Below are 19873 nucleotides of genomic sequence, written 5' to 3'. Positions count from 1 at the left end.
GGATCAGAAGCGGTAACCGACTTCCAGCCAGTACTGGCGGCCGACTTCGTAGCTGACCAGGCTCACCGACTCACGGCTGGAGATCTTGTTGACCTTGTCGGTGACGTTGGTGACATCGACATTGACGAAGAACGCCTGGTCCTTGCCGGTGGGGATGTCCCAGGCCAGCTTCATGTCCCAGGTCGGCGCCGCCGGAGTGGCGACGGTCTCGTAGCGGCTGAGCACCTCGCCATCGACTTCAGCATCCGGGGTGACCCTGACCACCTGGTCGTAGGCGCCGCGGTAACGCAGGAAGTTGCTGATCGACAGGTTCCACTGAGGAATGTCAGTGATGGTGATCAGGCGCGCGGTCCAAGGCCGGTTGTAGTCGCTGGCCGGTAGCTCGTGGTAGGCGATGCGCGTGCCGTCGAGCACCACGTCGTTGTCGGACAGTTCTTCGCCATCAAGGCCCGCCTCGTAGGTCGAACCGTAGGCGTCCTTGCTCCGCGACCAGTCCAAGGCCAGCTGCACGCTGGTGCTGGTGCCCTTGAACCGCAGCGCCTGCATGGGCGTCACGGTCAGGCTGAGGTTTTCGCTCTCGCTGGTGCCCGCGTTGAGGTAGGTGTAGTAATCCTTGCTGTAGCCTTCGGGGATGTCCTTGGCGTCCAGGTAGTAGTAGGGGCGGGTCCGGTAGATCTGGCCCTTGCCCTTGCGATTGACGTACTTGAGCTGGAATTCGGTGTCGAACCAGCGTTGGTTGAGCCCCAGCATCCACTCATCGTCGTAGGGGATGTCCATGCTCGAGAACTTGCTGAGGTTCTTGCTCTGGCTGGCGAGCGCCCAGTCACTGTCCTGGGTGGCGCGGGTGTAGCGCGAAGTATAGGCCTGGCGGCCATCAGCCAGGCGGTACTTGAACAGGTTTCGGCCGTAGTAGCGGTTAAGGCCGAACACCAGCACCGTGCTGCGATCACCGAAGAAGTCATAGTCGCCCGAGAAGCGTGGCGCCAGGCTCTTCTTCTCCATATAGTCGTCGCCCTCGTAGCGCAGGCCGGGACGCAGGCTGAGGTTGCCGAGGCCGATCTCGTCCTGGATGAACAGTGCGTACTTCTTCTGCTCCATTTCGATCTTGCCGGCACCGTAGACCATCATCGCCGAGCCGTACTGGCGGTTCATGCCGTTCAGCATCAGGCCGTTCGAGCACCACGGGTCACCGCCGCTGCAAACGCCGTTGTCACGCTTCAGGGTGGTGATGGACGACGCCTCGTCCTCACGCTCCCAGGTTGCCTGCTGGTACCCGAGCTCGAAGCCGGTGGTCAGGCTGTGCGTGGTACCGGCGATGTTGAAGGTCTGCCAGTCGGCCTTGAGCTTGTAGTCGATGCTGCGTTGGGTCTGGTACAGGCTGCCGAAACCGCCCTCGGCACTGCGCGCGCTGCTGTCGTCAGGGTTGCCCCAGTCCTTGGTCTCGGACCAGTACCACTTGATCTCCTGGTCGCTGTCCGAATCACGCGAGGCATACAGGTTGCTCACCGCCAACTGCTGGGTCCAGCGGGCATTATCGCCTTCGTAGATCGCCTTGAACGAGCCCTGCCAGCCACCGTTGATGTTGGTGTAGCCGGAGTCGCGGTAGTCCTCGCGGTAGTAGGTGTTCTCCTGCGGGGCGTAGACGATCGAGGTGTCCAGGGTCAGGCGATCGTTGACCGTCCAGTAGGTCTTGAGCAGGAAGTTGTCCAGCGCACGCGTCTGCTCTTCCTCGTTGTCGTTATTGGGGCTGTTGTAGCCATTGGCGTAGGTGCGCAGCGGCAGGTAGGAACGCTTCTGCGAGAAGTTGAACAAGGCACCAAAGTCGTCGGTGATGTGCCCTTCAAGGGTGCCGCGCAGGGTGGTCTTGGTGAATTCGGGCTGGTTCTTCTCGTTGGAAGAAGTCTCGAAGGTTTCCTGGTTTGCCTGGGTGATGTGGTAGCTGGTCCACTCCGAGCGGGTCATCGCGTAGGAAATCTTGCCATGCAGGTCGTGGCTCGGACGGCGGGTGATGGCATCGACCACACCGCCATTGAAGCCGCCGTACTCGACCGGCACGTTGCTGTCGTAGACCTTGATCTCCTCGAGCAGGTCAGCGTCCAGGGCGATACCGTGCGAACGGCTTGGCGCCGAGTCGAACTGGCGGGTTTCGTTGTAGCCGTGGGCGCCCGGGTCCAGGTCGTTGTTGATCGAGATACCATCGATCATGAAGTTGTTCTGGTAAAACTTTGCACCGTTGATGCTGACGTCGGCCGGGTCGATTTCGCCGGGCGTGTTGGAGCTCTTCTGATCGGTGCTGAACTGCACGTTGGGGTGCATCTGCAGCAGGGTGGTGATGTCGCCGTTGGCACCGGGGAAGGCCTGGATCGCCTTGCGGTCGATGACCGTCGCGCCCATGTAGCTGTTCTCTTCGGTATCGCCGAGGACTACTGTGTTGTGCAACTCGAGCGCGCCATCGGAGCTGCTTTGCAGCAGGCGAAAGACCAGCGCGCCGTATTCATACTCCCAGGTGATGCCGGTGCCCTGGAGCAGCCGCGACAGGGCCACTTCGCTGCTCAGCTGACCGCTGATGGCGGTGGAATGCAGGCCATCGAGCAGGTCGGGGTCGACGGTGACTTGCAGGTTGCTCTGCTGGCCGAAGTTGATCAGGGCGATGGCGAGCTTTTGCGCCGGGATGTCAAACGCGTGCACCTGGGTGAGCACGGCGCGCACGGTCGGCTCTTCGGCAGAGGCCGGCAGCATGACGAACGCGCAGCACAGCCCGAGCATACCGCCCCCTGCGGCCTGCTTCAGGCGCAACGACCAATCCCGCGCTGGGCGCGGCCTACGGCTTGATACTTCAGTCATCCCACGTCCCCGCCCCGGACACACTCCGGGCAGCAAAAATGAATACGAATCGATCTCAGTTGTTGCGCGCGGGGAAGAAGACGGGGCAGTTCAGGGATTTTTCAGAAAATTCTGAAATATTTTTTAACGAGGGGATTTTCGGGGCTGCCACGCAGCCCCAGGGATCTCACGGACGGCCCAAGACAACCAGCCAAGGCCCATATGTGGTGACCTTGCCACCGTGCGGGCGGACCACGGCACTCAACGCCGCCTGCGGGTTGTGCAGGTCATACACGCCCGTGACGCGCTTCTCGCCAAGGCCCTGGTCACGCAGCACGACCTTGCCCGGCAAATAGCGTCCCAACGCTTCGACCAGTTCCGCCACCGTGGTCTCGTCGGCAATCAACTGGCCCTGGCGCCAGGCCGCCGCCTGCGACGGCTGGAACGTGCGCACCTGGACCCGCCCATCGACATAGCGCAGGCGCTGCCCCGCCGTCAGTGCACTGGCCAATGCCCGCTTGGCATCATCGACCCGCACCGAGCCATGCTCTACATCGACGTCCACCCGCCCGGGGCGCAGCTCGACGTTGAACGCGGTGCCGGTCACCGTCACCCGCACCTCGGCGGCGCGCACATGGAACGGCTTGCTCTTGTCCGGGGTGACCTTGAAAAACGCCTGCCCGCTGAGCAGCCGCACATCACGCTGGCTGCCGTGGTAATCGACAGCGATGGCCGTGTCGCTGTCCATCTGCACCACGCTGCCGTCAGCCAATGTGACATCGCGGGTCTCACCCTGGACCGTGCGGTAGTCGGCCTGCAAGCGCAGAGTCAGTGAGGGCGCCACAGCGATCATCAGGCACGCCGCGACGGCTGCGCCCAGCCAGTAACGGCGACGGCGCGTCGGGCGCCCAGCGGGCATCGCCACGGCAGTGGCCGGCATTGCCTGCGGCCATTGCTCGGCAGTGGCGGGCGCCAATTGACCGGTCAGCCGCCAGATCCGTTCGGCCTTGCCGTAGGCTTCAGCGTTGGCCACATCACGGGCGCACCACTGCGCCAGCTCGGCGCGCAGCTGGGTGTCGTGCGGGGCTTGCTGCACGCGCAGGAGCCAGTCCAGGGCCTGGTCGCGGCGGCTGGATACGGGGTCTGCTGGCATCATTTCCGGCAAGTCTCCTCAGGGCTCGGGGGCGCGAAGGGTCGCACAGAGTCGGCCCGTTGAGCAAAGGACGCACCAGCAGCGGTTTTTTTCACAGATCCATTCACGGCTCGCCCTCCAGCCGCTCCAGGCAATGGCGCAGGGCGTCATGGACCAACTGATGGACCAGGCTGACCGAGACGTTCAGGTGAGTGGCCACGTGCTGCAGGGTGAACCCGCCGAGCCGGTGCATCTCGAACGCCAGGCGGGTGCGCTCGGGCAGTTCTTCGAGGGCACGGCTGATGGCCGCCAGTTCGTTCTGCTGGCTCACCGCCTGTTCAGGCGAGGCCGTGCTGGATGGCAGCTCGGCGAGCAGCTCGTCACCACCGGGCTGGGCCTTTTCAGTGGCGCTGCGGCGGGTCTGGTCGAGGGCCAGGTTGCGCACGATGCGGTACAGGTAGCTGGCCGGGTGGCGGATATCCGCAGCGTCGTCATGGCGGCTGAAGCGCAGCCAGGCTTCCTGCACCACATCCTCTGCGCGGGCACGGCAGCCCACGATCGGCGCGGCGTAATCGACCAACGCCGCCCGATGGGTCAGGTACAGCTGCAGTTTGTCGTCCGCCACAGGGGGGTATGCCAGGAAATGCTCGGGGGCGGCGATGTTACCCGTAGTTGCGAATCATTATCAACATAATAGGCGTGCTTCGCACGCCCTTAAGCCTAGAGCCTTACGCTGGCAAAGGTCGATTCGTTGCGCGCCTGGCTCAGCGCCGCCAACGGCCCGCTGTGCGGCGACAGCGCCATGGCCTGCGGGATCGGCATCATCGCCACCTGCTGGGCGGTGTTGGAACCGACCCGCTCGTCACGCGGCGGAATGCCGAAGTACTCGCGGTAGCACTTGGAGAAGTGCGGCGTGGAGACGAAGCCACACACCGACGCCACCTCGATGATCGACATCGGCGTCTGCTTGAGCAGCTGCCGGGCACGGATCAGCCGCAGCTTGAGGTAATAGCGCGACGGCGAGCAGTGCAGGTACTTCTGGAACAGGCGCTCGAGCTGGCGACGCGACACCGCGACATACACGGCGAGCTCGTCGAGGTCGATCGGCTCTTCGAGGTTGGCCTCCATCAGCGCGACGATCTCCTGCAGCTTCGGCTGATTGGTGCCGAGCATGTGCTTGAGCGGCACGCGCTGGTGGTCCTGCTCGTTGCGGATGCGTTCGTAGACGAACATCTCGGAGATCGCCGCCGACAGTTCGCGACCATGATCACGGCTGATCAGGTGGAGCATCATGTCCAGCGGCGCGGTGCCGCCGGAGCTGGTGAAGCGGTTGCGGTCGAGGGTGAACAGGCGGGTGCTCATGTTGACCCGCGGGAAGGCTTCCTGCATCGACGCCAGGCACTCCCAGTGCACGCTGCAATCGAAGCCGTCGAGCAGCCCGGCACACGCCAGTGCCCAGCTACCGGTGCACACGGCGCCCAGGCGGCGCGACTGACGCGCTTGCGCCTGCAGCCAGGTGACGTGCTCACGGGTCACGGTGCGCTGGATGCCGACACCGCCGCAGACGATCACCGTGTCGATCGGTGGTGCGCTGTGCATCGCGGCATCCGGGGTGATCTGCAGGCCGTCACTGGCCCACACCTGACCGCCATCGACGGTCAACGTGTGCCAGCGATACAGCTCGCGACCGGAGAGCTGGTTGGCCATGCGCAGGGGCTCGACGGCCGATGCCAGGGAAATCAGGGTGAAGTTGTCCAGAAGGAGAAATCCGATGGACTGAGGTGCTGTGCGGTTCTGGGTTGGGTTCCCGGAGGTGGACGACGTCATCGCGATTTCTCCTCACACAAATACAGGGTGTGCCTCAGGCGGGCACTGATTTTGTAATGGCCCCAGTTCGCTTGCGGGGGCTTTGGTAATTGCAACGCAATTGGCATGCCTGAAATTGAACGGGCATCCAAGAAAATCCAAAAACGACTCTAAAAGCCCATGGGTTGGGACTTTTCCTACAACCGTTTGCAGCGCTCAAAGACCCGTCGCAGGGCTTTTCCTTGGTAACAGTGAGCATTTAGGTAGCAGTGTTGGGGGGCATGTCCATCAACGACAGGTTTAACTGTCACCGCCTCAGTATCGGCTTGTTGCACGGCTACATTGAAAATGCAGATGGCCGGTGCACCAAAATAAGGCGTGGCGACGGATAAATAGCCAAAAGGGCCGCAAAGCGGCCCCTGGGGAATACGTCAGTTCAGCACTCGATCGCGCTGACCGCCAGCCCGCCGCGCGAGGTTTCCTTGTACTTGTCGTGCATGTCGGCGCCGGTATCACGCATGGTGCGGATCACCTGGTCGAGGGAGATGAAGTGCTCGCCATCGCCACGCAGGGCCATCTGCACCGCGTTGATGGCCTTTACCGCCGCGATCGCGTTGCGCTCGATGCACGGCACCTGGACCAAGCCGCCGACCGGGTCGCAGGTCAGCCCGAGGTTGTGTTCGAGGGCGATCTCAGCGGCGTTTTCCAGCTGCCCGGGTGTCGCCCCGAGCACTTGCGCCAGGCCCGCGGCAGCCATCGCACAGGCCGAACCGACTTCACCCTGGCAACCGACCTCGGCGCCGGAAATCGAGGCGTTCTTCTTGCACAGAATGCCCACCGCGGCCGCGGCCAGGAAGAAGTCGACCACGTTGGAGTCGTCGACCACGTCGGAGAAGCGCATGAAGTAGTGCAGCACCGCCGGGATGATCCCCGCCGCGCCATTGGTGGGCGCGGTGACCATGCGCCCGCCGGCGGCGTTTTCTTCGTTGACGGCGAGGGCGAACAGGTTGACCCACTCCATCGCGCTCATGGTCGAGCCGATCACATTGGGCTTGCCGATCTCCTGCAGGCTGCGGTGCAGCTTGGCCGCACGGCGGCGCACATTGAGCCCGCCGGGCAGCGTGCCTTCGTGCTTGAGACCGTTGTTGACGCAGTCCTGCATGGCCGCCCAGAGCGTGAGCAGGCCGGCGCGAATCTCTTCTTCGCTGCGCCAGACCAACTCGTTGGCCATCATCAATTGCGACACGCTGAGGTCGTTTTGCTTGCACAGGCGCAGCAGTTCGGCGGCGCTGTTGAAATCGTACGGCAGCACCGTCTGGTCGGCGTCGAGCACGCCGCTGGCGGCCTGCGCCGCGTCGACCACAAAGCCGCCGCCGACCGAGTAGTAGGTGTCCTGGTGCAGCTCGCCGTGCTCACCTTGCGCCACCAGGGTCATGGCGTTGGGGTGGTACGGCAGGTTCTCTTCGAGCAGCAGCATGTCGCGCGCCCAGACGAACTCGATGGGCAGGCGGTTATCCAGTTGCAGGGTGTTGGTTTCACGCAGGTCGGCGATCCGCGGGACGATCTGGCTGGGGTCGATGGCGTCCGGCCATTCGCCCATCAGGCCCATGATGGTGGCGTGGTCGGTGCCGTGGCCGATACCGGTGGCGGACAGCGAGCCGTACAGGCGCACTTCGATGCGCCGCACCTGCTCCAGCTCACCGCGTTGACGCAGGCCCTGGACGAACAGCGCGGCGGCGCGCATGGGGCCGACGGTGTGTGAGCTGGAAGGCCCGACACCAATCTTGAACAGGTCGAACACGCTGATGGCCATTGTCGAATCACCTCTTGCTGGGCTTGTCTGGCCGCGCCATGTGGCGGGCCCTGCAACTGCTAGTCTGAGACCTGCGAGTTGCGGCTAATGCACGCATCATCGGGCTTTTACCCCTGCCCTCGCCGTCTGCAACCGACGTACTTTTGTCCGACCGCGCCGCACTGATCCGGCCCTGTTTGCGCCGTTTTCCAGCGACCGGGTGACGCAAAATCGCGGTCGTGGGGGAGGAAAAATCCAGTTGCGACATTGCCCGTACTGGATGCGACCCATCCTGTACTGGTTACGACCCTACCAGTAGGCGATTGCCCGGCGCTGGAGGATTATCAAAAGCGACTCGTATTGCACGGCCCCGCAACCTGCCCTCTGCAGGCCTGGTCGACCGGACCCTGAGAAACCCCGGCGACCCACGCGAACCCGAAGAAAAAACTACAGGAGTCCATCCATGAAAGGTTCACCCTCGCTGTTGCTGGTTGCGTTGCTCGCTGCACCGTTGCTGGCCCAGGCCGCCGAACCCGAACAGTGCCAGACGGTAAGGTTCTCTGACGTCGGCTGGACCGACATCACCGTGACCACCGCCGCCACCAGCGTCGTGCTCGAAGCCCTGGGCTACAAGACCCACACCACCATGATCTCGGTACCGGTGACCTACAAGTCGCTGGCCGCCGGCAAGGACCTGGACGTGTTCCTCGGCAACTGGATGCCAACCATGGAGAACGACATCAAGCAGTACCGCGACGCCGGCACTGTCGAGACCGTGCGCGCCAACCTGGAAAACGCCAAGTACACCCTGGCGGTGCCACAGGCGCTGTACGACAAGGGCCTCAAGGATTTCGCCGACATCGCCAAGTTCAAGACCGAGCTCAAGGGCAAGATCTACGGCATCGAGCCGGGCAACGACGGCAACCGCACCATCCAGAGCATGATCGACAAGAACGCCTTTGGCCTGAAGGACGCTGGCTTCCAGATCGTCCAGTCGAGTGAGGCGGGCATGCTCTCGCAGGTCGACCGGGCGCAGAAGCGTGGCGACGCGCTGGTGTTCCTCGGCTGGGAACCGCACCCGATGAACACCCGCTTCAAGATGCAGTACCTGACCGGCGGGGACGACTTCTTCGGCCCCGACTTCGGCAAGGCGACCGTGCTCACCAACACCCGCAAGGGCTATGCGCAGGAGTGCAGCAACGTAGGTCAGCTGCTGAAGAACCTGTCGTTCGACCTCAAGGATGAAAGCACCATGATGGGCTACGTCCTGGACGACAAGATGAAACCCGACGCGGCCGCGCAGAAATGGCTCAAGGCCAACCCGGGCAAGCTCGACACCTGGCTGGCCGGGGTAACGACCGTTGATGGCAAACCGGGGCTGGAGGCGGCCAAGGCCAAGCTGACGCAATAACCGACGTAACGTAGCAGTAGGCACTACTTCGGGGCGGGACCGTGCCCGCCCCGGACTGATTCCAATCTATGCAGGTGGAAGCTCGCTATCATGCTTATTGATCAGAAAATACCCCTGGGACAGTACATCGCGTCGTTCGTCGAATGGCTGACTCAGAACGGCGCCGATTACTTCGATGCCATCGCCCAAGGCCTGGAATTCATGATCCATGGGGTCACCAGCGCTCTGACCTGGTTCAACCCACTCGTCCTTATCGCCCTGTTCGCCGCCCTGGCTCACCTGATCCAGCGCAAATGGTCACTCACTGCATTCGTTGCGCTGTCGTTTCTGCTGATCCTCAACCTGGGGTACTGGCAGGAAACCATGGAGACCCTCGCCCAGGTGACCTTCGCCACGGTGGTGTGCGTGGCCATCGGTGTGCCGGTGGGCATTCTTGCCGCGCACAAGCCGATGTTCTACACCGGCCTGCGGCCGGTGCTCGACCTGATGCAGACGGTGCCGACCTTCGTCTACCTGATCCCGACCCTGACCCTGTTCGGCCTGGGCGTGGTACCGGGGCTGATCTCGACGGTGGTGTTCGCCATCGCCGCGCCGATCCGCCTGACCTACCTGGGCATCTGCGACGTGCCGCAGGAGCTGCTCGACGCCGGCAAGGCCTTTGGTTGCTCGCGCCGCCAGCTGCTGACGCGCATCGAGCTGCCCCACGCGATGCCGAGCATCGCCGCCGGCGTGACCCAATGCATCATGCTGTCGCTGTCGATGGTGGTGATCGCGGCCCTGGTGGGCGCCGATGGCTTGGGCAAACCCGTGGTCAACGCACTGAACACCGCCGATATCTCCCTCGGCTTCGAAGCGGGCCTGGCGATCGTGCTGCTGGCGATCATGCTCGACCGTATCTGCAAGCAACCGGAAGTCACGGTAAGGGGTGAGGCATGAGCATCATTCGATTCGAAGACGTCGACGTCATCTTCTCCAACAAGCCGCGCGAGGCCCTGGCGCTGCTCGACCAGGGCCAGACCCGCGAGCAGATCCTCAAGCAGACCGGGCTGGTGGTCGGCGTCGAAAAAGCCAACCTGGACATCAACAAGGGCGAGATCTGCGTGCTGATGGGCTTGTCCGGTTCGGGCAAGTCGAGCCTGCTGCGCTGCATCAACGGCCTCAACACGGTCAGCCGCGGCAAGTTGTTCGTCGAGCACGAAGGCAAACACATCGACATCGCCCACTGCACCCCGGCGGAGCTGAAGATGATGCGCACCCAGCGCATCGCCATGGTGTTCCAGAAGTTCGCCCTGATGCCCTGGCTGACCGTGCGCGAGAACATCAGCTTCGGCCTGGAGATGCAGGGCCGGCCCGAGAAGGAACGGCGCAAGCTGGTCGATGAAAAGCTCGAGCTGGTGGGCCTGACCCAGTGGCGCAACAAGAAGCCCGACGAGCTTTCTGGCGGCATGCAACAGCGCGTGGGCCTGGCCCGGGCGCTGGCGATGGATGCCGACATCCTGCTGATGGACGAACCGTTCTCGGCGCTCGACCCGTTGATCCGCCAGGGCCTGCAGGATGAACTGCTGGCCCTGCAGCACAAGCTCAACAAGACCATCGTGTTCGTCAGCCATGACCTGGATGAAGCGCTCAAACTGGGCAGCCGCATCGCGATCATGAAGGACGGGCGGATCATCCAGTACAGCAAGCCCGAAGAGATCGTGCTCAACCCGGCGGATGAGTATGTGCGCACCTTTGTCGCCCACACCAACCCGCTCAACGTGCTGTGCGGCCGCAGCCTGATGCGCACGCTGGACAAGTGCAAGCGGGTCAATGGCTCGGTGTGCCTGGATCCGGGCGGCGATTCGTGGCTGGACCTGGGCGAAGGCGGCTTGCTCAAGCGCGCGCGTCAGGGCCAGAACGGCCTGGACATGCAGAACTGGGCACCGGGGCAGGATGTCGCCCTGCTCGACCGCAGGCCGACCGTGGTGCACGCCGATATCGGCATGCGCGAGGCGCTGCAGATTCGTTATCAGACGGGCAACAAGCTGGTGCTGCAGGAGAACGACAAGGTGGTCGGGATTCTGGGGGATACCGAGCTGTATCACGCGTTGCTCGGCAAGAATCACGGGTGATGCCGGTGGGGCCGCTGTGCGGCCCATCGCAGGCAAGCCAGCTCCTACATGTTCAGCGCGGACCCTGTAGGAGCGGGCTCGCCCGCGATGGGCTGCGCAGCAGCCCCAATCAATGTGTCAGCGAACGACGATCCCGCGCGCAGCCATATAGGCCTTGGCCTCAGGCACCGTGTACTCGCCAAAGTGGAAGATACTCGCCGCCAGCACCGCACTGGCATGCCCTTCCAGGATCCCGTCCGCCAGGTGTTGCAGGTTACCCACACCCCCCGAGGCAATCACCGGAATCCCCACGGCATCACTGATGGCCCGGGTCACGCCCAGGTCGAAGCCGTTCTTCATGCCGTCCTGGTCCATGCTGGTGAGGAGGATCTCGCCAGCACCCAGGCCTTCCATCTTCTTCGCCCACTGCACTGCATCCAGCCCGGTAGGCTTGCGCCCGCCATGGGTAAAGATCTCCCAGCGCGGCACTTCGCCCGGGCCGGAGACCTTCTTGGCATCGATGGCAACAACGATGCACTGCGAACCAAAGCGCTGCGCCGCCTCGCCAACGAACTCCGGGTTGACCACCGCGGCGGTGTTGATCGAAACCTTGTCGGCACCGGCATTGAGCAGGTTGCGGATGTCTTCCACCTTGCGCACGCCACCGCCCACGGTCAGTGGGATGAACACCTGGCTGGCCATGCGCTCGACGGTATGCAGGGTGGTGTCACGGCCATCGACGCTGGCGGTGATGTCGAGAAAGGTAATCTCGTCGGCACCCTGCTCGTCATAGCGACGGGCGATTTCCACCGGGTCGCCGGCATCGCGGATGCTCTCGAACTTGACGCCCTTGACCACCCGGCCGTTGTCCACGTCCAGGCAAGGGATGATGCGCTTGGCCAGTGCCATGTGTCGCTCCTCAGCCTTGGTAGGCGTCGCAGAAGGCCTGGGCCTCGGCAACATCCAGGGTGCCTTCGTAGATCGCGCGGCCGGTGATGGCGCCGACGATGCCTGGCGCCTTGGCGTCCAGCAGGGCCTTGATGTCGCCCAGGTTGTGGATGCCGCCGGAAGCGATCACCGGGATCCGCGTGGCTTCGGCCAGGGCCTTGGTGAAGGGCACGTTGCAGCCCTGCATCATGCCGTCCTTGGCGATGTCGGTGTAGACGATCGCCGAGACGCCATCGGCCTCGAAACGCTTGGCCAGGTCGATGACCTGCACCGAGCTGACTTCAGCCCAGCCGTCGGTGGCGACGAAGCCATCCTTGGCATCCAGGCCAACGATGACCTTGCCTGGGAACGCCTTGCACGCTTCGGCGACGAACTCAGGCTGCTTGACCGCCTTGGTGCCGATGATCACGTAGCTGACGCCAGCCTTGACGTAGTGCTCGATGGTTTCCAGCGAGCGGATACCGCCACCGATCTGGATCGGCAGGTGCGGGTAGCGCTTGGCGATCGCGGTGACCACTTCGCCGTTGACCGGCTGGCCTTCGAAGGCGCCATTGAGGTCGACCAGGTGCAGGCGACGGCAGCCACCCTCGACCCACTTGGCGGCCATGCTCACCGGGTCATCGGAGAACACCGTGGAGTCTTCCATGCGGCCTTGGCGCAGGCGTACGCAGGCACCGTCCTTGAGATCGATAGCGGGGATAATCAGCATGCTCTTTCCTTCAATTCAAGCTGCACGCTGCAAGCCACAGGCTGCAAGCAATGCGCGGCGGTTGTTCGGTAGGCGATCAGGTTGTCATGCAGCGTGAAGCGTGAAGCTTCACGCTCACCAGCGCCCATCCCAGGCGACGAAGTTCTGCAGCAGCTGCAGGCCATGGGTATGGCTCTTCTCTGGGTGGAACTGCACGGCAAAGCGCGAGCCTTCGGCCAGCGCGGCAGCAAAGTCGACGCCGTAATGGCCACGGCCGACGACCTGGCTCGGCTTGCCGGCATCGATGTAGTAGCTGTGCACGAAATAGAAGCGCGCACGGTCGGGGATGTCGTGCCAGAGCGGATGCTCGACCGCATGGCTGACTTCGTTCCAGCCCATGTGCGGCACCTTGAGGTGCTCGCCGTCCTCTTGCAGGTCCTTGCCGAAGAACTTCACCTGGCCAGGGAACAGGCCGATGCAGTCGACGCCGTCGTTTTCTTCACTGTGCTCGAGCAGCGCTTGCATGCCGACGCAGATGCCGAGGAACGGCCGGTCCTGGCTGACCTCGCGCACCAGGCTGTCGAAGCCCAGGCGGCGGATCTCGGCCATGCAGTCGCGAATCGCACCGACGCCTGGGAACACCACCCGGTCGGCTTCGCGGATTACCGCAGCGTCGCTGGTGACCAGCACCTTGCCGGCACCGACGTGTTCAAGCGCCTTGGCCACCGAGTGCAGGTTGCCCATGCCATAGTCGATTACGGCTACCGTCTGCATTTACAGGCATCCCTTGGTCGACGGCATCTGCCCGGCCATGCGCTCGTCCTGTTCGACGGCCATGCGCAGGGCGCGACCGAAGGCCTTGAACACGGTCTCGATCTGGTGGTGGGTGTTGTGCCCACGCAGGTTGTCGATGTGCAGGGTCACCAGGGCGTGGTTGACGAAGCCCTGGAAAAACTCCTGGAACAGGTCGACGTCGAAGCCACCGACCGAAGCGCGGGTGTACGGGACGTGCATCTGCAGGCCTGGACGGCCAGAGAAGTCGATGACCACACGCGACAACGCTTCGTCCAGCGGCACATAGGCATGGCCGTAGCGATAGATGCCTTTCTTGTCACCGATGGCCTGGGCAAACGCCTGGCCGAGGGTGATACCGACGTCTTCGACGGTGTGGTGGTCATCGATGTGCAGGTCGCCCTTGCACTCGATATCCAGATCGAACAGCCCATGCCGGGCGATCTGGTCGAGCATGTGTTCAAGGAAAGGCACACCGATATCGAATCGGGCCTTGCCACTGCCATCGAGGTTGATCGAGGCCTTCACCTGGGTTTCCAGGGTATTGCGCTCGACGGAAGCCTTACGTTCGACCATCACCAGCTCCGCAAAATCATTGGGCGAAAAGGCGATCATTATAGGCCTAGAACGCGCCCGCTTGAAACGCGGATGACATATGGTGCTTGTAAAGCAAGCGCGGGCAAGCCCGCGCCTACAGAGATCGGGTGATCCTGTAGGAGCGGGCTTGCCCGCGATTGGGGCCTTGCAGGCTATATCAGTGGAACAATACCGCCGTCTTCTGCAAGGTAATCCAGACACCCCACGCCAGCGGAATCACCACCACCGCCCAGGCCACCAGCACCAGCGGCAGGCTCCCCGGCGCGGCGTGCCACTCCAGCGAACGCGCACTGTCGGCGCCCTTGTCATGGCTCAGCGCCCGCTCGGCCGCCAGCTCCGCCTCGGTCATGAAGTACTTGTCGGCCACCGGCCGCACCAGCGCGTTGCAGATAAAGCCCAGCACCAGCAGCCCGGCCAGAATGTACAAGGTCATGTCGTAAGCCGCCGCGCGCTCGACGCCCGCCGCCAGCTGCGACTCGCGCAGATAGGTGATCAGCACCGGCCCGAGCACGCCCGCAGCCGCCCAGGCGGTCAACAGGCGACCATGGATCGCACCGACCATCTGCGTGCCGAACAGGTCGGCGAGGTACGCCGGCACCGTGGCAAAACCACCGCCGTACATCGACAGGATGATGCAGAACGCCGCCACGAACAGCGCCACGTTGCCCAGGTGGCCCATGTTCGGCACCAGGCTGTAGAGGCCGATCCCCAGGGCGAAGAAGGCGAAGTAGGTGTTCTTGCGGCCAATATAGTCGGAGAACGACGCCCAGAAGAACCGCCCGCCGATGTTGAACAGGCTCAGCAGGCCGGTGAAGCCGGCGGCAATCGCGGCGATCTGCGCCAGCTGCGCGCTGTTCAGCTCGCTGAAGGTCAGCTCATTGCCCAGCAGCTTGCCAGCGAACACTTCCTGCAGCAGTGGCGAGGCCATGCCGAGGATGCCGATGCCGGCCGAGACGTTCAGGCACAGCACCAGCCAGACCAGGGCGAACTGCGGGGTTTTCCAGGCGACGCTGACATGCACGTGACGGTCGGTGACCATCGCATTGGCCTTTTTCGCCGCGGGGGTCCAGCCCTCAGGCTTCCAGCCGGTCGGCGGCACGCGATAGGCCAGCGCGCCAGCGGTCATGAACACAAAGTAGATCACCGCCATGGCGACGAAGCTCTGCCACACGCCGACTTCAGTAGCGCTGCCAAAATGCCCCATCAGTGCGGTCGCCAGCGGTGCGCCGACCATGGCGCCGCCACCGAAGCCCATGATCGCCATGCCGGTGGCCATCCCGCGCTTGTCCGGGAACCACTTGATCAGGGTCGATACTGGCGAAATGTAGCCCAGGCCCAGGCCGATCCCGCCGATCACCCCCGAGCCCAGCCACATCAGCCACAGCTGATGGGTTTTCACCCCGATCGCCGAAATCAGCAGGCCGCCGCACCAGCACAGCGCCGAAACCAGGCCGGCCTTGCGCGGGCCGGCGTGTTCCAGCCAACCGCCGAGCACGGCTGCCGAGCAACCGAGGAAGACGAAGAACAGCGTGTAGATCCAGCTCAACATCGAGATCGGCCAGTCGCACTCGGCGCTGAACAGTCGAGCGACGAAGCCCATGTCCGCCGCGCAGGCGACCGGCGCGCTGACCCCGAGGGCTTGCGACAATGGCAGCCAGAACACCGAGAAGCCGTAGGCCATGCCGATGCACAGGTGAATGGCCAGGGCGGCCGGGGGTACCAGCCAGCGGTTGAAGCCCGGGCGGGCGATGATGCGCTCTTTCGACAGGAAGCCCGGCGCGCGCGCCACTTCTCCCGCCGTGATACTGCTGCTCATGGTTTTTCCTCTTGTTGTGGGCGTTGCTCACGGATGGAATGCTTGGCTCTTCCCGGCTGCACGAAGGCGGTGCCCGGCCATTTATGGCGACATCCGCGACGATACGTCGCGTAATGCTCCGAAAGCGGCGCAAGATTACCAGCTGAAACGCTCAATGGAAGCAATCTGATATCGTTATTTTTCTATCCACTGAGTACGTTTAATGAACTGTCGCGGCCCAGGCGGTCGAATTTCGAATCCAGGGTGAACCGCGACGAAGCCGACACATTTGCAGGGAAATTCCCTGTATCTATCGTCAGATCCACCCACATGCGGCGCTATACTCTGCCGCTTGAATTTTCACCCATCGGACTACAAGGACTCGCCCATGAAAGCGTTCGGCAAAATCCTGGGGCTGGGGCTTCTCGGGTTGCTGCTGATCATCGTGGCACTGGGCTTCGCCCTGACCCACCTCTTCGATCCCAACGACTATAAAGACGAGATTCGCCAACTGGCGCGCGACAAGGCCCACGTCGAGCTGACCCTCAATGGCGATATCGGCTGGAGCCTGTTCCCCTGGCTGGGCCTCGAGTTGCACGAGGCAAGCATAGCCACCCTGAACAAGCCCACCGAGCCATTCGCCGACCTGCAGATGCTCGGCCTGTCGGTGCGCGTCCTGCCGTTGCTGCGCCGTGAGGTGCAGATGAGCGACGTGCGCGTCGAAGGGCTGAACCTGAGCCTGGTGCGTGATGAAAACGGCCACGGCAACTGGCAGGACATCGGCAAGCCGCTGCCCGCCCAGGGCACCAGCACGCCGAGCACGCCCGCCGCAACGCCGGCCGGTGAGCCTGCAGCGCAGGACAACCCCACCGAGCGCGCGGTCAAGCTGGACATCGACAGCCTGACCGTGAACAACGCCCGGGTGCAGTACAGCGATGCCAAGACCGGCCAGAGCTACAGCGCCGAAAGCATCCAGCTGAGCACCGGCGCGGTCCACGAAGGGGTGAACATCCCCCTCAAGGCCAGCGCCTTCCTCAGCGCCGCGCAGCCGAACATGAAAGCGCGCACCGAACTCAGCGGCGAGCTGCGCTTCGACCGCAAGCTCAAGCGCTACAACTTCGAAGACCTGCGCCTGTCCGGCGAAACCTCGGGCGAGCCGCTGGCGGGCAAGACCCTGACCTTCGCCGCCCAAGGCCAGTTGCTGGTCGACCTGGCGGCCAACGTCGCCTCGTGGAACAGCCTCAAGGTCTCCGCCAACCAGTTGCGCGCGCTGGGCGAGCTGAACGTGCGTGAGCTGGACAAGACGCCACAGGTCAGCGGTGGCCTGTCGATCGCCCAGTTCGACCTGCGCACCTTCCTCGACGGCATCGGCCAGCCGCTGCCGGCCACGGCCGACCCGGCCGCGTTCAGCAAGCTGGAGCTGGTCAGCCGCCTGGCCGGCAGCAGCAACAGCCTGGCCCTGGAAGACCTCGCGGTGAAGCTCGACGACAGCAGCTTCACCGGCCGCGTGGCCATCGAGGACATCGCCAAGCAGGCGCTGCGCGTGCAGTTGAAGGCCGATAAGTTCGACGCCGACCGCTACTTCCCGGCCAAGAGCGAAGCGGCCAAGGGCGCCACCGCTGCGCGCCAGGCCGAGGTCAAGCAACAGGAAGCCAGCGCCGTGGCCGGTGCCGGCAGCACGCCGCTGCCAACGGCCCCGACCCAGGTGTCCTGGAGCACCGACAAACTGCTGCCGGTCGACCGCCTGCGCGCGCTCGACCTGCAAGCCGATATCAGCTTCGGCGCCCTCACCCTGGACAAGCTGCCGATCACCGACGCTCAGCTCAAGGCCAAGGGCCAAGCCGGCCTGGTGACCCTCGAGACACTGCGCGGCGGCCTCTACAACGGCAGCTTCGAAGCCAAGGGCACGGTCGACGTGCGCCCTGCCGTGCCGCAGATCGGGGTCAACACCAAGATCAATCGGGTACCGGTCGAGCATTTCATCAAGTCCGACAGCCCCGAGCAGGCACCGCCGGTCAAAGGCCTGCTGACCCTGAGCAGCGACCTGACCGCCACCGGCAACAGTCAAAAGGCCCTGGTCGACACCCTCAACGGCAACGCCACCTTCACCATCAATGACGGCGTGCTGGTCAACGCCAACCTCGAACAGCAGCTGTGCCAAGCCATCGCCACCCTCAACCGCAAGCAACTGAGCGGTGACCCACGCGGCAAGGACACGCCGTTCGAAGAGCTGCGCGGCAGCCTCGTGGTGCGTAATGGCGTGGCCAGCAACCCGGACCTCAAGGCGCGCATTCCTGGCCTGACCGTCAACGGCCAGGGCGACCTCGACCTGCGCGTACTGGGCATGGACTACCGGGTGGGCGTGGTCGTCGAAGGCGATCAGCGGGCCATGCCGGACCCCGCCTGCCAGGTCAACGAACGCTTTGTCGGCGTCGAACTGCCGCTGCGCTGCCGCGGCCCGCTGGAGCTGGGCGCCAAGGCTTGCCGGCTGGACCAGGACGGCCTGGGCAAGGTGGCGGCCAAGCTGGCCGGCAACCGCCTGAAAGACAAGATCGATGAAAAACTCGAAGAAAAACTCGGAGACAAAGTGAGCCCTGAACTGAAAGACGCACTCAAGGGGCTGTTCAAGCGATGAGCCCCCAGCAGTTCTCCAGCGCTGTACTGGAGTGGTACGACCAGCACGGCCGCCACGACCTGCCCTGGCAGCAAGGCATCAACCCCTACCGGGTGTGGGTGTCGGAAATCATGCTGCAACAGACCCAGGTCAGCACCGTGCTGAACTACTTCGACCGCTTCATGCAGGCCCTGCCCACCGTGCAGGCGCTGGCTGAGGCGCCGGAGGACGAAGTGCTGCACCTGTGGACCGGGCTCGGCTACTACACCCGCGCACGCAACCTGCAGAAGGCCGCACAGATCGTCGTCAGCCAGCACGGTGGCGAGTTTCCGCGCAGCGTCGAGCAGCTTACCGAGCTGCCCGGCATCGGTCGCTCCACCGCGGGCGCAATCGCCAGCATCAGCATGGGCATCCGCGCGCCGATCCTCGACGGTAACGTCAAGCGCGTGCTGGCGCGGTTCAGCGCCCAGGGCGGCTACCCGGGCGAACCCAAGGTGGCCAACGCGCTGTGGGCGACGGCTGAACGCTACACGCCGCAGGCCCGCGCCAACCACTACACCCAGGCGATGATGGACCTCGGTGCGACCCTGTGCACGCGCAGCAAGCCCAGCTGCCTGATCTGCCCCCTGCAGCGCGGCTGCGAGGCGCACATGCTCGGCCAGGAAACCCGCTACCCCGAGCCCAAGCCGCGCAAGGCGCTGCCGCAGCGGCGTACGCTGATGCCGATGCTGGCCAACCAGGAAGGCGCCATCCTGCTCTACCGGCGGCCCTCCAGCGGGCTCTGGGGCGGCCTGTGGAGCCTGCCCGAGCTGGAAAACCTCGAGCAGCTCGACGACCTCGTCTACCAGCATGGCCTGCGCCTGGCCAGCAGCCAGGCCCTGGACGGCCTGACCCACACCTTCAGCCACTTCCAGCTGGCCATCGAGCCTTGGCTGGTGCGTGTCGACCCGCTCGGCACGCACGTGGCCGAGGCCGACTGGCTCTGGTATAACCTCGCCACCCCGCCGCGCCTGGGCCTCGCCGCCCCGGTCAAGAAGCTGCTCAAACGCGCGGCCGACGAATTGATTGCAGGAGAGTCCCGATGACCCGCACCGTTATGTGCCGCAAGTACCACGAACAACTGCCCGGCCTCGAGCGCCCACCGTACCCCGGTGCCAAGGGCCAGGACATCTTCGACAACATCTCCCAGCAGGCCTGGGGCGATTGGCTGAAGCACCAGACCCTGCTGATCAACGAGAAGCGTCTGAACATGATGAACGCCGAGGACCGTAAATACCTTCAGCAGGAGATGGATAAATACTTCTCCGGCGAGGACTACGCCAAGGCGGACGGCTACGTGCCACCGGCCGAATGACCCCGAAAAATCGTAAGCGACGGAATTAATT

16 protein-coding genes are annotated in these 19873 nt (G+C 64.0%); 6 read left to right on the top strand and 10 right to left on the bottom strand.

Annotation, left to right across the window (positions count from 1 at the left end; all coding sequences use genetic code 11):
• Positions 1 to 3: 3 nt before the first annotated feature.
• The 5 genes from CCOS865_RS02310 to CCOS865_RS02290 form a co-directional block, all read right to left on the bottom strand.
• Positions 4 to 2844, bottom strand: a complete 2841-nt coding sequence (locus CCOS865_RS02310) for a TonB-dependent receptor (RefSeq protein WP_244216056.1) — start codon at positions 2842 to 2844, stop codon at positions 4 to 6.
• A 166-nt stretch (positions 2845 to 3010) separates the two neighbouring features.
• A complete protein-coding gene (locus CCOS865_RS02305) occupies positions 3011 to 3979 on the bottom strand; it encodes a FecR family protein (RefSeq protein WP_119137518.1) in 969 nt (322 codons plus the stop codon).
• Positions 3980 to 4079: 100 nt separating this feature from the next.
• Positions 4080 to 4580 (bottom strand): sigma-70 family RNA polymerase sigma factor, encoded by a 501-nt coding sequence (locus tag CCOS865_RS02300; RefSeq protein WP_119137516.1) that lies wholly within the window; start codon positions 4578 to 4580, stop codon positions 4080 to 4082.
• A 95-nt stretch (positions 4581 to 4675) separates the two neighbouring features.
• Complete coding sequence (gene gbdR, locus CCOS865_RS02295; RefSeq protein WP_119137514.1) at positions 4676 to 5782, bottom strand: choline metabolism transcriptional regulator GbdR; 1107 nt, start codon at positions 5780 to 5782, stop codon at positions 4676 to 4678.
• A 415-nt stretch (positions 5783 to 6197) separates the two neighbouring features.
• Complete coding sequence (locus CCOS865_RS02290) at positions 6198 to 7574, bottom strand: L-serine ammonia-lyase (RefSeq protein WP_119137512.1); 1377 nt, start codon at positions 7572 to 7574, stop codon at positions 6198 to 6200.
• A gap of 442 nt (positions 7575 to 8016) precedes the next feature.
• Here CCOS865_RS02290 and CCOS865_RS02285 point away from each other — a divergent pair, with 442 nt between their 5' ends.
• The 3 genes from CCOS865_RS02285 (at position 8017) to choV (ending at position 11075) form a co-directional block, all read left to right on the top strand.
• A complete protein-coding gene (locus tag CCOS865_RS02285) occupies positions 8017 to 8964 on the top strand; it encodes a choline ABC transporter substrate-binding protein (RefSeq protein ID WP_119137510.1) in 948 nt (315 codons plus the stop codon).
• Positions 8965 to 9051: 87 nt separating this feature from the next.
• Positions 9052 to 9900, top strand: coding sequence for a choline ABC transporter permease subunit (choW, locus tag CCOS865_RS02280; RefSeq protein WP_208644489.1), 849 nt, complete (start codon positions 9052 to 9054; stop codon positions 9898 to 9900).
• Positions 9897 to 11075, top strand: coding sequence for a choline ABC transporter ATP-binding protein (choV, locus tag CCOS865_RS02275; RefSeq protein ID WP_119137507.1), 1179 nt, complete (start codon positions 9897 to 9899; stop codon positions 11073 to 11075). The genes choW and choV overlap by 4 nt, the downstream gene beginning before the upstream one ends.
• A 117-nt stretch (positions 11076 to 11192) precedes the next feature.
• On the opposite strand, the gene hisF is transcribed toward choV, so the two are convergent.
• The 5 genes from hisF to CCOS865_RS02250 form a co-directional block, all read right to left on the bottom strand.
• A complete protein-coding gene (gene hisF / locus CCOS865_RS02270) occupies positions 11193 to 11963 on the bottom strand; it encodes an imidazole glycerol phosphate synthase subunit HisF (RefSeq protein ID WP_119137505.1) in 771 nt (256 codons plus the stop codon).
• 10 nt (positions 11964 to 11973) lie between these two features.
• Complete coding sequence (gene hisA, locus CCOS865_RS02265) at positions 11974 to 12711, bottom strand: 1-(5-phosphoribosyl)-5-[(5-phosphoribosylamino)methylideneamino]imidazole-4-carboxamide isomerase (RefSeq protein ID WP_119137503.1); 738 nt, start codon at positions 12709 to 12711, stop codon at positions 11974 to 11976.
• A 114-nt stretch (positions 12712 to 12825) separates the two neighbouring features.
• Positions 12826 to 13464, bottom strand: a complete 639-nt coding sequence (hisH, locus tag CCOS865_RS02260; RefSeq protein ID WP_119137501.1) for an imidazole glycerol phosphate synthase subunit HisH — start codon at positions 13462 to 13464, stop codon at positions 12826 to 12828.
• Positions 13465 to 14058, bottom strand: a complete 594-nt coding sequence (gene hisB, locus CCOS865_RS02255) for an imidazoleglycerol-phosphate dehydratase HisB (RefSeq protein ID WP_119137824.1) — start codon at positions 14056 to 14058, stop codon at positions 13465 to 13467.
• Positions 14059 to 14236: 178 nt separating this feature from the next.
• Positions 14237 to 15895 (bottom strand): OFA family MFS transporter, encoded by a 1659-nt coding sequence (locus tag CCOS865_RS02250; RefSeq protein WP_119137499.1) that lies wholly within the window; start codon positions 15893 to 15895, stop codon positions 14237 to 14239.
• A 367-nt stretch (positions 15896 to 16262) separates the two neighbouring features.
• Here CCOS865_RS02250 and CCOS865_RS02245 point away from each other — a divergent pair, with 367 nt between their 5' ends.
• The 3 genes from CCOS865_RS02245 to CCOS865_RS02235 are packed head-to-tail and all read left to right on the top strand — an operon-like array spanning position 16263 to position 19842.
• Positions 16263 to 18509, top strand: coding sequence for an AsmA family protein (locus CCOS865_RS02245; RefSeq protein ID WP_119137497.1), 2247 nt, complete (start codon positions 16263 to 16265; stop codon positions 18507 to 18509).
• Positions 18506 to 19573, top strand: a complete 1068-nt coding sequence (gene mutY, locus CCOS865_RS02240; RefSeq protein WP_119137495.1) for an A/G-specific adenine glycosylase — start codon at positions 18506 to 18508, stop codon at positions 19571 to 19573. The genes CCOS865_RS02245 and mutY overlap by 4 nt, the downstream gene beginning before the upstream one ends.
• Entirely contained in the window at positions 19570 to 19842 is a 273-nt protein-coding gene (locus CCOS865_RS02235) for an oxidative damage protection protein (protein WP_119137493.1), read from the top strand. The genes mutY and CCOS865_RS02235 overlap by 4 nt, the downstream gene beginning before the upstream one ends.
• The last annotated feature ends 31 nt before the right edge of the window (positions 19843 to 19873 follow it).

The organism is Pseudomonas reidholzensis, from assembly GCF_900536025.1.
GTDB lineage: Bacteria > Pseudomonadota > Gammaproteobacteria > Pseudomonadales > Pseudomonadaceae > Aquipseudomonas > Aquipseudomonas reidholzensis.
The sequence above is the reverse complement of the archived record's forward strand: the minus strand, read 5'-3'. Positions and strand labels throughout refer to the sequence as shown.